Origin of the sequence: Algoriphagus sp. Y33 (assembly GCF_014838715.1) — a bacterium.
Lineage (GTDB): Bacteria > Bacteroidota > Bacteroidia > Cytophagales > Cyclobacteriaceae > Algoriphagus.
In genome coordinates, this window is sequence record NZ_CP061947.1 from 4,628,508 (window position 1) to 4,640,951 (window position 12,444).

Here is a 12,444-nt window from a genome sequence, read left to right on the forward strand (position 1 = left end):
TGAAAAGAAAATTATAATCATATGAAATTCCCTTCTATCACCAAGCTACAGCAAGATGGAACAAATGCTGCATTCCGCTTCCCTTTGAGTTTACTTTTCGGCTTTCTAGCTACGGGCTTAGGATGTTGGATTATCGAAATGGAGCGGGTAGAAGATTTGAGGATGTTAAACCTCCTTTTGACTTTTACACTTGGCATTCCACTTTATTTTTGCATCGATATCCTTTCAGAAAGAAAAGAATTTAAGGCTTTGCAAAGACAATTTGCATGGATAATTGGATTACTTTTTTTAGGGTTAATTTATTTCAGTTTTCCTTCTGAGGAAACATTTACCAACACTAAGGTTCCCTACATTCGCTACTCCATTTTCAATCTGGCGATTCACTTAATGGTTGCCTTTCTCCCCTACTTTGGAAGTGAAAACCAGGAGGGTTTCTGGAACTACAACAAGAATCTATTCATCAGGCTAGTTCAAGGGATTTATTATTCAGGGGTGATTTTCACTGGAGTAAGTCTCGCTCTATTAGCTATAAACACACTTTTCGAAGTAAACATTCAAGGTGAGACATACGCTCAAATTTTTGCCATTACTTTCGGGATTTTCAATACATGGTTCTTTTTGGCAGGTATTCCAGAAACATTTGAAAATACACTTACACTTGACGAGTACCCAAAAGGATTAAAGGTCTTCACTCAATTCATCCTGATACCATTGCTTCTGATTTACCTCTGCATTCTATATTTCTACGGAGCCAAAATCATCATTTCAGGAGACTGGCCGAAAGGTATCGTGAGTTATATGATTATAGCTATTTCCGTACTGGGAATTTTTACCAATCTGCTTCTATATCCTTATCAGCAATGGAAAGAAAGTGATTGGATCAAGAGATTTCATAAAGGGTACTATATCTTTCTCATCCCTCTTATTGTTCTGCTTTTCTTTGCAATTGGGATCCGACTACAGGACTACGGCTTGACCGTGAACCGATACATTATCACTTTGATGGGAATTTGGCTAGGTTTTATTTCTATCTATTATTCTTTAGGTAAAAAGAACATTAAAATCATTCCTTTTTCTCTGGCTATTTTTATGATACTCTCTTCTTTTGGTCCATGGGGAATGTTTGGTTTGAGTGAATTGATGCAAAGAAAACGCCTTATCCGAATTTTGACGGAAAACAACATCTTGACTAATGACAAAATCCAAAATGAGGTCAAATGGATAATAGGAGAAAGAGGAAGTCTCAAACCTATTGGAGAATTGCGGACAAAATCACTACCCATCGGGGAACTCTACGAGGTAAATTCAATACTTGAATACCTAGAAGATTATCATGGGCTGGAAAAAGTTTACCCCTGGTTTGAGCAGGATATAGAAACATTGATAAAAAAAACTGAGGACAGCCTAGCTATTTCCTTTACTAATCCCAGCAAACTTCTCGTGGAGTCGATGAACTTGACTTATGTCCCATATTATGAGAGGTTAAATTCTTCAGACAAGTACAAAGAGCTGACGCTGATGGGAGAAAGTGATTTTCAATTAACAATATCCGGATTCGACTACATGCGCCACATTTCCGTAGGCCAATGGAGTACACACCAAAAAGCCTTTTCCGATCGAAAATATCATTTGGAAGTTGACAAAGACAACAAAACAAATCTCATTCTAAAATGGGCTGATGGCTCGATGAGTATTGATATTTCAACTTATTTAAAAGGCCTACTAAACTCATATACCAATGGATATCAGAATGTCCCTTCTGAGGAATTAATCATTTCCCGAAAGAAGGAAAGCCTTGAAATCAAAATACAAATCAGTTCAATAACGGTAGCTAACGCAGAAGGGAAATTAACACTCCAAAATCTGGATGGCTTCTTGTTAATCAGAGAAATTGAGAAGGAATAACCATGTGATTTTCCTTCCCAATTTCATTCTCAGTATATTGATAATTGGAAGTTCCTGTGAGAATTTCTTATTCTATTTCTTCCAAACCAAAATAAATTCCGATCTGAACTATGGCATTTATAGATTACTACAGCGTCTTGGGCATTGCCAAAAACGCAACGGCGGCGGACATCAAAAAGGCCTATCGAAAGCAAGCACGAAAATACCATCCCGACGTTAACCCAGATGATAAGGAAGCTGAGTTGAAATTCAAAGAAGTAAACGAAGCGAATGAAGTCCTCAGTGATCCGGAAAAGCGCAAAAAATACGATAAGTATGGACAGGACTGGAAGCAGGCAGATCAATTTGAACAGGCAGGAGCAACAAGTGGAAGACGACAACGCAGTCAAGGCTCTCAGGGATCCGGATTTGACGGAGGAAGTTTTAGCGAAGCGGATTATTCGGAATTCTTCGAATCGATGTTTGGGGGAGCTTCAGGAGGTTTTAGACAAGGAGGCCGAAGCGCCAAGTTCAAAGGCCAAGACTTCCATGCCGAACTGCAGCTCACGATTCATGATGCATACCAAACCCGTAAACAGGTTCTTACAGTCAATGGGGAAAATATCCGTCTGACAATCGCAGCAGGTATTGCTGATGGGCAGACTATCAAGATCAAAGGTAAAGGAGCTCCTGGGATCAACGGTGGCCCGAACGGGGATTTGTACATTAAGTTTATGATCAAAAACGACACAAAATTTGCCCGCGAGGGAGATAATTTGTATGCTACGGTAGAAGTAGATCTTTATACGGCTATGCTTGGCGGAGAGATCGTGGCAGATACTTTTGATGGAAAAGTGAAACTGAAAATCCCCCCTGAAACTCAAACTGGGACCAAGGTTCGACTGAAAGGAAAAGGATTTCCTGTCTATAAAAAAGAAGGTGAATTTGGTGATTTGATCCTCACCTACTCCATCAAAAACCCGACAAAGCTGACTGCAGAAGAGAAAAAGCTATTTGAAGAACTCCAAAAACTACGATAAAATGGCGCAGCAAAACTTAATACTTATAGAGACGCTCTGTACTCATTATGAAATTGAAGTGTCATTTGTGGATTCCCTGTATAGCATGGGCTTGATCGAAATTCATACCGTGGAACAGACCCGATTCATACCCGAGGAGAAAGTGGCAGATTTGGAAAAAATGATCCGAATTCATCAGGATCTCGAAGTCAACCCTGAAGGGATTGATGTGATATTAAACTTGCTGAATAAAGTAGATGAGTTGAAAAGCCAACTCGCAGCTGCCAAAAACCGACTCGACCGTTACGAATCAGATAACGAATAAACTAACTCCCAAAATCAACCATGAACACTAACTTCCACATCTGGAAAAACAACCGCTCCATTTATCACAAATTCCTTCAGCACAATTCTCTAGAGCAGCTCAATAAAATACCAGAAGGGTTCAATAATAACTTGATCTGGAATATAGGCCATGTGATCGCCGTTCAGCAGCGACTGGTGTATGGCTTATCAGGTCTCCCTATGAATATTAGTGATGGGCTATATCAAAAATACAAGCCAGGAACCAAACCCAAACTTGTCGAACCCATGGAAACAGTGAAGTTATTCAAAGACCTGTTGATTTCTCCTATCGATCAAACTATCAGAGATTTCGAATCCGGAAAATTTCAAAACTATAACGAATACACAACTTCCAAAGGATTTCATCTAGCTAGTGCCGCTGATGCGATTTCATTCAATAATTACCATGAAGCATTACACTTGGGCACAATGGTAAGTCTCTTAAAACTAATCTGAATCATAGCCATGAACCGGTCAATTCTTTTCTTATCTGCAATCTCTGCGTCTTTTGGTCTAGGATTCTTTTTCAATTCCTTAGTTGAAAAAAGACCGATACGAACACAGGAAAAACCAACGGGCACAGAGACCAGTTTGGGAGCATTCTCAATTAGCCTCAGTGTAAAAGATCTAGCTGCATCTCAAGAATTCTATGAAACTCTTGGCTTTTCTGATTTCGCCGGAGACATGAAGGCTAATTATCTAATTATGAAAAACGGTAATGCATTAATCGGTCTATTTGAGGGTATGTTTGAAGGCAATATGCTAACATTTAATCCGGGCTGGGATGAAAATGCACAGGAAATCAAAGAATTCCGGGATGTGAGGGTAATCCAAAATCATCTCAAGTCCAAGAACATTGAAATCATGAATGAAGCGGATGAAAGTAGTTCTGGACCCGCCAGCTTTTTGGTAAAAGACCCGGATGGAAATTTGATCTTGGTTGATCAACATCGCTAGTTTTTATGCAGTTCACATAGTAATCCCCTCCCAATGAATAAATCTACTATAGAAGAAATCCGCAAAAGATTCGATAATGATGTAGAACGGTTTTCCAACCTTGATACAGGACAGGTAGCGACTATCGATGCCAAAGTATCTCTGGAGCTAATCACTGAAGCAGCAAAGCGAATAGTCCCATATGCCATTTCTGTCCTAGACGTAGGGTGCGGAGCGGGGAACTATACGCTGATGATGCTATCTAAACTGCCTTCGCTAAACTGTGCCTTAGTAGACCTGAGCAGTAAAATGCTTGAAAAAGCCATGGAACGAGTCTCCGCAAAAACCAATGGAAATGTATCTGGCTTCAATGGAGATATTCGCGATATTATTCTTCCGGAGGAAAGTTTTGACATCATCCTAGCCGGAGCAGTTTTGCATCATTTACGTGATGATGAAGATTGGGAAAGTACCTTTGCAAAGCTCTTTAAGCTTCTCAAACCAGGAGGATGCCTGATGATTTCTGATTTGATCACTCAAGATACAGACATGCTTAATGAGTATACTTGGGAGTGCTATGGGGATTATCTTGAAAGCGTCGGTGGGAAGGAATACCGCAAAAAAGTGCTAACCTATGTGGCAAAGGAAGACTCTCCTCGATCCATGAACTACCAACTGGAACTGATGAAGAAAGTAGGCTTCAGTAAGGTGGAAATCCTGCACAAAAACATGTGCTTCGGAACTTTTGGCGGAACCAAAGAGAAGGCAGGTCACTGGGTTGAGTGAGGTAAGCGTGGTAAATCGGCCAGAATTTTAGAAATCTCATAGTTCTTTGTCCCATAGTGCACTCTCTCATTTTTGATACCCGTTGATCAAGTTTAGGGTAATTTAAATTCTCATTTTTTCTATCTTAGAAAAAGTACTGACTTTAACCCGGATTTTGGATTAGGTTTCGTTAAGAGACCATTAATTGCAATAAAATCAGGCTGTTTGGAGACTGGGTCCGCCGCGGCGGATATGGTGAAGTCGAAAATTGCAACGCAGTGACTGATTTTGAAGCAATTATTGGTCTCAATAACTTGTACGCCGTGACGTAGAAATGCTAATGCATAATGCGGGCTTAAACCCAACCCCATGAGTGAGCTGAAACTTTCTGGCCAAAACAGGCTAGTTTCCCTAGATGTATTCCGAGGCTTGACTATGTTTTTGCTGGTAGCAGAAGCCGCTTCGGTCTACCATACACTACTTGAAGCCAATCCCGAAGGAACATTCCTTCATAATTTTTTCATTCAATTCACCCATCATCCTTGGAACGGGCTTAGGTTCTGGGACTTGATTCAGCCTTTTTTCATGTTTATAGTTGGTGTAGCTATGCCATTTTCCTTGAATAAACGAATGGCAAAAGAAGGTGATAAAGGAAAAGTGACACAACATATATTCAAGAGATGCTTGCTGCTATTTCTATTCGGCACAGGTCTTCATTGTGTGTATGCCGGGGAATTGGTTTTCGAACTTTGGAATGTCTTGACTCAATTATCTTTCACCATTTTGATAACCTATTTCTTATTGGATAGCTCATGGAAAGTGCAATTAGGCATTTCGATAAGTTTGCTTGCGTTGACAGAAATCCTATATAGACTCTATAATCCTGAGGCTCCTTACGAGCATGGAACTAACTTTGGGAATTATATAGATCAGATCCTGATGGGGAAAATTAATGATGGTGGCTGGGTAGCCATCAACTGTATCCCGACTGCTGCACATACTATATGGGGAGCAATTTGTGGGAATATACTCTTATCCTCAACCTCTGGAAAAGAAAAGATCAAGGTCTTAGTACTGGCAGGTGTAGTTGCCTTGGCAATTGGATATGGACTTGAGCTATCGGGAATCACTCCTATCGTCAAACGGATCAGTACCTCAGCTTTTGCACTTGCTGCAGGCGGCTTGGCAATTCTGGCATTAACATTTTCCTACTGGCTAGTGGACGTCAAAAAGAAAAATTCATGGGTATTTCCATTTGTGATTGTCGGTATGAATTCCATTTTCATTTACCTTTTTGCAGAGGTGCTGGGACATCGCTGGTTATACGGATTTATCGGGATTTTCAGCGAGGGTATATTAGATGCGATTGGCATGGGAGAACCCTTCACTGCCGTAATTACTGCGTTTCTAACCTTGGGAACAATGTGGTATTTATGCAATTTTCTATATAAGAAGAAAATATTTTTCAGGATTTAAGAATCAATTACTATATCAATACAAAAGAATAGAAAAAAAAGTGTGATCCGGGAGACCGGATCACACTATGAACTTTAAAGCGCCCCAACTACACATTTAAAGTCCCTTCAATGGAATCATCCATTGTTTTTCCGGATATAGCACTGATCAAAATCTTAATCCCCGCTACCGTATTTCCATGCTTATTATCCCAATAATATCCACTGTCAGGGACGAATTGTATTACTGATATCCTAGGATCATTTTTCCCTTCGGTAAACCATGCTTTCACTGTAGGATCCCAAAGTTCTTCAATTTTCGCTTGGTCATAGGTAATTAGTGCATGACCGTTAAGCTCCAAAAAATCAGAGTGCGATGAACCTTGGAAATACAACGTTACATCTGTATCTGCTGCTATCTCCATGTTTTTCATACTGTCCTTTGCGCTAAGAAACCAGAGGTTTCCAGCTTCGTCAGTTTTTTGAACAGACATGGGACGTGATTTATGAGAATTATTCAGACTTGTAGAAGTCACAAAAAAGCAAGACCCCGATTTATCGATCAATTCTCGGATTTTATGTATTGCTTTGGCTCCGTCAAGGTTCTCTCTTGTATGCTCCTCCTGGTTTTTATTAATTGAGTCCATAATAAAGTTGGTTTGAAAATTCAGATGAAAACCCAGAATCCGGGTTCATCTCAAGTAGTGCAAACAGGTTGCCGAAGCTGAAACAAAAGTTAAAAAACTCATTACTTCCCAAAAATCGTGCTCAGGATGCGCTGTAAGAAGGTAAAGATATTTTTGTCGCTTTGCCCATAAATCCTACCACTTAAAAAGCGCAATATTTATCCCTAAATCGGGGAAATACATCCCTAGAAACATTCACAAAAACAAGCCAGTTCTAAAGCAGTAGGACTAACCAAAAAGATCAGAGCTAAGGTATCGATCGCCACGGTCACATGTAATGCAGACAATTAGGCCCTCACTTAAAGTCCCGGAAAGTTCTATGGCTGCATGAAGTGCTCCGCCACTGCTCATTCCGGCGAGTATACCTTCTTCTCTAGCCATTCTTCGCGTCATCTCAGTTGCCTGAGCCTCGCTTACATCGATGATTTGATCTACTCTGTTTGAATCAAATATCTTCGGCAGAAATTCCGGAGACCATCTTCTTATTCCTGGAATACTTGATCCATCGGTAGGTTGGGTCCCTACAATCTGAATAGCTGAATTCCGTTCTTTCAAATATTTGGAAACGCCCATAATAGTCCCTGTAGTCCCCATAGCCGAAACGAAATGAGTGATTTCCCCATCAGTATCTTCCCAGATTTCAGGCCCCGTGGTCTTATAATGCGCCAAGTAATTATCCGGGTTTGCAAACTGATCAAGCATCAAGTATCCCTCTTTGCTCATCTGCTCAGCGAGTGTTCTTGAATACTCTATCGTCTTAGCCGCCGGAGTCAAAATCACTTTTGCCCCATATGCTTCCATAGAAACAACCCGTTCCTTAGTGGAGTTATCAGGCATAATTAAGGTCATTTCCAATCCTAAAACTTTGGCTACCATGGCCAACGCAATACCTGTATTACCGCTGGTAGCTTCTACGAGCTTATCCCCAACCTTGATTTCCCCCCGATCCATTGCGCTCCTAAGCATATTATACGCCGCTCTGTCCTTCACACTTCCACCGGGATTCTGGCCTTCAAGTTTGCAAAAAATCTTGACCTTTGGATTTACAGGGATATGTTCTAACTGTACTAAAGGGGTATTTCCTATCAGTTCAAATAGCTTCATCGTGGTCGTTTTTGAAAATATACATATCGGTCACAGCTGAATCCGCATGGTACATTTGAGTTTGGTAATAGACTTTACTCTTCGGCGCAACACTTTTGGTAAGCCACACATTTCCTCCGATCACACTGCCCTTTCCGATAACTGTGCTTCCTCCGAGAATTGTCGCTCCGGAGTAGATCACCACTTCATCTTCAATTGTGGGATGTCTCTTATTATCCGCATCAGCCTTTTCCACACTCAATGCACCCAAAGTGACTCCCTGATAGATTTTTACATGGCTGCCGATTATAGTAGTTTCCCCTATCACAACACCCGTACCGTGATCTATGCAGAAATACTGGCCTATTGTAGCACCTGGATGGATATCGATCCCCGTGCGACTGTGAGCGAATTCCGTAATCATCCTGGGAATCAGTTTTACACCAAGAACATGCAGTGCGTGTGCAATTCTGTATGCCGCTATGGCGTAAAAACCGGGATAACTTCTAAGAATCTCCGTTCTCGATTTGGCTGCCGGATCGCCCGCAAACATCGCATCGACATCCTGATGGATCCAATCATACACTTGTTCAAGCTTTGAGAAAAAGACAGCTGATATCTTTGAGCCAACTCCGTTATGCAAATGTGGATTGCGCTCAAGGATTGAAGAAAGATTGGACTTTAAATCTGCAAGAGAAGCCTCTATTTGAGACTTATCGTTTATTCTCTCGACAGTATATTCCGGAAAAAGCAAACCAAGCACATCTTCAAAAAACTGCTGAATTGCTTTCGGGGATGGGCATGCTGAGCAATCCTGATGTGCTTTGTATAGTTTCGAAACAAAAGGCTCCATGAAAAAGGCGTTAGATGTATTTATAGCACAAAACCCACACGGATCACGTATGGTTCACCGTAGGGCGAACGAAGATTGTCATGCAATACATTATAAAGAAAGGTAAAGTTTGCCCCTCCTCTAGATCCAAAGGGAGCGAAATAGCCTCCTCCTAGAAACAAGGCATTTGACCAGATGCGCTCAAATTGCTCCGAGCGTCTATTAAAATTATCAAAATTGATAGACTCATATTCAGCATGAAGGAAAATATTGGGAAACACGTTGTATCTACTGAACAAACGCCCCCCGTAAGAGGAGGTCTGTCCACCTATAAATCTTTTGTCATTAAAATATTGATAAGTGATCCCTACTCCCGATGAAAACTTCGGAGTAATCATTACCCCTACTAATGGGGAAAAGTCTATTAATGTGACCGTTCCAAACTGCATTCCGAAATTGCCTCCATAGTACAAACGATCCTTGAATGCTATAGAATCTTCGGGGTAAATCTCCCGCTGGGCAAAGGAAGAAGTTTGAAACAAGGCAAATGCCAAGAAAAATAAGAGGAGATTTTTACTTTTTGACAATGACATAGAGGTCTTCAGTATTTTTCTTCATTAAGTACTTTTCACGTGCAAACTTCTCCAAGAGTTCAGGATTACTCATCAATTCCTCGCGTTCGGATTTGATTTTCTCCTTACGATTAAGATAAAATTCTTTTTGATCTTCGAGCTGCCCAAGTTTACTACTCAATTTTACTTGATTAACTATGTTATTAGAATCAATAAAAATCATCCATGCGAGAAAAAAGACTATCCCCAGAAAATAAAAACTCTTAGTGTACTTAAAATATTTGCTCATATCACATGACTATTAGTAGAACTCAAGGTACAAAAATGATGCAAAAAAAAAGACAGCCCGCCGAGGCGAGCTGTTTCTTTAATTTATAATTACCTATTGTTAAAACTTACCGTTAAATACAGCCGCGTCTCCCAATTGTTCTTCAATTCTAAGCAATTGATTGTATTTAGCCATACGGTCAGATCTTGAAGCAGAACCTGTTTTAATCTGTCCACAGTTCAGTGCTACAGCAAGATCAGCAATAGTAGAATCTTCAGTTTCGCCGGATCTGTGTGACATAACAGCCGTGAAACCTGCCTTGTGTGCAAGATTAACAGCGTTGATTGTTTCTGTCAACGTTCCAATTTGGTTTACTTTGATCAAGATAGAATTTGCAGACTTTTCTTCAATTCCTCTCTTAAGGAACTTCACATTTGTTACAAAAAGATCATCGCCTACTAACTGTACCTTATCGCCGATTTTGGCGGTAAGCATAGCCCAGCCTTCCCAATCTTCCTCTGCGCATCCATCCTCGATAGAATCGATAGGATATTTCTCAGTAAGTTCAGCCAAGTAAGCTACTTGCTCTTCTCTGCTTCTAGCTACTCCTGTAGCACCTTCAAATTTTGTATAGTCATATTTTCCGTCTACAAAGAACTCAGAGGCTGCACAATCCAATGCGATAGTTACATCGTCACCTGCTTTGTAGCCGGCTTTTGCGATAGCATCCAAAATACTTCCAAGAGCTTCTTCTGTACCCCCGGAGAAATTCGGAGCGAATCCACCTTCATCCCCTACTGCAGTACTAAGCCCTTTGTCATGAAGGATTTTCTTGAGGTTATGGAAGATCTCCGTTCCCATTCTCATTGCTTCTGAGAAAGTAGGAGCACCCACAGGGCGGATCATAAACTCTTGGAATGCGATAGGCGCATCAGAGTGAGAACCACCGTTGATGATATTCATCATTGGTACCGGAAGAGTATTGGCATTCACGCCCCCTATGTATCTGTAAAGCGGCTGATTTGACTCCATTGCCGCAGCTTTGGCTACTGCCAATGAAACACCAAGAATAGCATTAGCTCCTAGCTTACCTTTATTGGGTGTACCATCCAGATCAATCATAATCTGATCAATCGAGTTTTGCTCAAATACATCAAAGCCGACCAGCTCAGAAGCAATGATGTCATTTACATTTGCAACAGCCTTCATTACGCCTTTGCCCATGTATGCTCCTTTATCTCCGTCACGAAGCTCTACAGCTTCATTGATGCCTGTAGAAGCACCGCTGGGTACAGCTGCACGTCCAAAAGCTCCATTTTCGGTGTAAACATCTACTTCAATTGTTGGGTTTCCTCTAGAATCGAGAATTTGTCTTGCATGAATTGATTGAATCAACGTCATAGTTTTAAAAGGTTTAAGGGTATTAATTTTTATTGATTAAAGAAATAAAATCGTCAAACAGGTATCGGGAATCATGAGGGCCGGGAGAAGATTCCGGATGATATTGAACTGAAAATGCCGGCTTGTTTTTGAGTCTGATTCCCGCAACAGTACCATCATTCAGGTGAACATGGGTGATTTCAACCTCAGCGTTTTGTTCTGTATCCTCACGATTTATATTGAATCCATGATTCTGGGAGGTAATTTCACTTTTGCCTGTCAGGAGATTTTTAATAGGATGATTCAAACCTCGATGACCATGATGCATTTTGTAAGTAGATATACCGCAGGACTCGGCTAGTATCTGATGCCCAAGACAAATACCAAATACGGGCTTACCGGTTTCTAAAATATCCTTGGTAGTTTTTACAGCATATTCCATTACAGCAGGGTCCCCAGGACCGTTGGATAAAAAATAGGCGTTGGGAGCCCATTCTTCCATTTCAGCTAATGTAGCCTTGGCTGGAAACACTTTACAATACACACCACGATCTGCCAAGTTCCTAAGGATGTTCTTTTTGATACCAAAATCCACACAGGCAACTTTAATAGAAGCGTTTTCGTCCCCATAAAAATATGGCTCCTGCGTGCAAACTGTAGAGGAAAGTTCCAAACCATCCATATCCGGCACTTTATTCAGCTCGGCTTGTAAGCCCTCCAAATCATCTTGAAATTCAGAGCTGATGATCGCGTTCATAGCACCTTTTGAGCGTAGATGTCTAACGAGCTTCCTAGTATCAATATCTGCTATCCCGGTAATTCCATTCTTCACTAGATAATCTTGAAGAGAACCCGATGCATCGAGACGGGAGTAGACATCCGAAAAGGTATTGACTACAATACCACCGATGGTAGGATGATCGGACTCAACTTCTTCATCAATCACGCCATAATTACCGATGTGTGAAGTGGTAGTTACAATAATTTGGCCGGTATAGGATGGGTCCGTGTAGATTTCCTGATAGCCGGTCATACCGGTGTTGAAGCAAATCTCACCACCATTTGTACCGGGATTACCAATCAGGGAGCCATGAAAGACTGTCCCATCTGCCAAGAGTAAAGTTGCTTTTTGTTTGATCATTTTGCTAAATAATTGCCCAAAGTTAAATATTTATTGGGAAGGAAGATAAATGAAAAGGGTATAAAAAAAGGATTGAACA

General features: G+C 40.9%; 14 protein-coding genes. 7 read left to right on the plus strand and 7 right to left on the minus strand.

From position 1 onward, the window contains the following. The first annotated feature begins 21 nt into the window (after positions 1 to 21). The 7 genes from ID165_RS18660 to ID165_RS18690 all read left to right on the plus strand — a co-directional run bounded on the left by ID165_RS18660 (position 22) and on the right by ID165_RS18690 (position 6,425). Positions 22 to 1,905 (plus strand): DUF4153 domain-containing protein, encoded by a 1,884-nt coding sequence (locus ID165_RS18660; protein WP_192346894.1) that lies wholly within the window; start codon positions 22 to 24, stop codon positions 1,903 to 1,905. A 110-nt stretch (positions 1,906 to 2,015) separates the two neighbouring features. Beyond that, entirely contained in the window at positions 2,016 to 2,924 is a 909-nt protein-coding gene (locus tag ID165_RS18665; RefSeq protein WP_192346896.1) for a DnaJ C-terminal domain-containing protein, read from the plus strand. Between the two features lies 1 nt (position 2,925). Further along, positions 2,926 to 3,228 (plus strand): chaperone modulator CbpM, encoded by a 303-nt coding sequence (locus tag ID165_RS18670; protein ID WP_192346898.1) that lies wholly within the window; start codon positions 2,926 to 2,928, stop codon positions 3,226 to 3,228. Positions 3,229 to 3,248: 20 nt separating this feature from the next. Beyond that, positions 3,249 to 3,704, plus strand: a complete 456-nt coding sequence (locus ID165_RS18675) for a DinB family protein (RefSeq protein ID WP_192346900.1) — start codon at positions 3,249 to 3,251, stop codon at positions 3,702 to 3,704. Positions 3,705 to 3,713: 9 nt separating this feature from the next. Continuing rightward, on the plus strand, positions 3,714 to 4,205 hold the full coding sequence (locus ID165_RS18680) for a VOC family protein (protein ID WP_370539707.1): 492 nt from the start codon (positions 3,714 to 3,716) through the stop codon (positions 4,203 to 4,205). 33 nt (positions 4,206 to 4,238) lie between these two features. Continuing rightward, positions 4,239 to 4,970, plus strand: a complete 732-nt coding sequence (locus ID165_RS18685; protein ID WP_192346902.1) for a class I SAM-dependent methyltransferase — start codon at positions 4,239 to 4,241, stop codon at positions 4,968 to 4,970. A 348-nt stretch (positions 4,971 to 5,318) separates the two neighbouring features. Continuing rightward, positions 5,319 to 6,425, plus strand: a complete 1,107-nt coding sequence (locus tag ID165_RS18690; RefSeq protein ID WP_192346904.1) for an acyltransferase family protein — start codon at positions 5,319 to 5,321, stop codon at positions 6,423 to 6,425. 88 nt (positions 6,426 to 6,513) lie between these two features. Here ID165_RS18690 and ID165_RS18695 read toward each other — a convergent pair whose 3' ends face one another. From ID165_RS18695 to carA, 7 genes are all read right to left on the minus strand, one after another. Next, complete coding sequence (locus tag ID165_RS18695; protein WP_192346906.1) at positions 6,514 to 7,050, minus strand: pyridoxamine 5'-phosphate oxidase family protein; 537 nt, start codon at positions 7,048 to 7,050, stop codon at positions 6,514 to 6,516. A gap of 267 nt (positions 7,051 to 7,317) precedes the next feature. After that, positions 7,318 to 8,193 (minus strand): cysteine synthase CysM, encoded by an 876-nt coding sequence (gene cysM, locus ID165_RS18700; protein WP_192346908.1) that lies wholly within the window; start codon positions 8,191 to 8,193, stop codon positions 7,318 to 7,320. Beyond that, the gene (locus ID165_RS18705) at positions 8,180 to 9,025 is read right to left on the minus strand and encodes a serine O-acetyltransferase (RefSeq protein ID WP_192346910.1); all 846 of its coding nucleotides are present in this window, start codon (positions 9,023 to 9,025) and stop codon (positions 8,180 to 8,182) included. The genes cysM and ID165_RS18705 overlap by 14 nt, the downstream gene beginning before the upstream one ends. Before the next feature lie 20 nt (positions 9,026 to 9,045). Next, positions 9,046 to 9,597, minus strand: coding sequence for a hypothetical protein (locus ID165_RS18710; RefSeq protein ID WP_192346912.1), 552 nt, complete (start codon positions 9,595 to 9,597; stop codon positions 9,046 to 9,048). Further along, positions 9,578 to 9,865: a septum formation initiator family protein gene (locus ID165_RS18715; RefSeq protein WP_192346915.1), complete on the minus strand. Its 288-nt coding sequence runs from the start codon at positions 9,863 to 9,865 to the stop codon at positions 9,578 to 9,580. The genes ID165_RS18710 and ID165_RS18715 overlap by 20 nt, the downstream gene beginning before the upstream one ends. A 99-nt stretch (positions 9,866 to 9,964) precedes the next feature. Beyond that, positions 9,965 to 11,245, minus strand: coding sequence for a phosphopyruvate hydratase (gene eno / locus ID165_RS18720; protein WP_192346917.1), 1,281 nt, complete (start codon positions 11,243 to 11,245; stop codon positions 9,965 to 9,967). Positions 11,246 to 11,267: 22 nt separating this feature from the next. Then, positions 11,268 to 12,365, minus strand: a complete 1,098-nt coding sequence (carA, locus tag ID165_RS18725) for a glutamine-hydrolyzing carbamoyl-phosphate synthase small subunit (protein ID WP_192346919.1) — start codon at positions 12,363 to 12,365, stop codon at positions 11,268 to 11,270. Between the last annotated feature and the right edge of the window lie 79 nt (positions 12,366 to 12,444).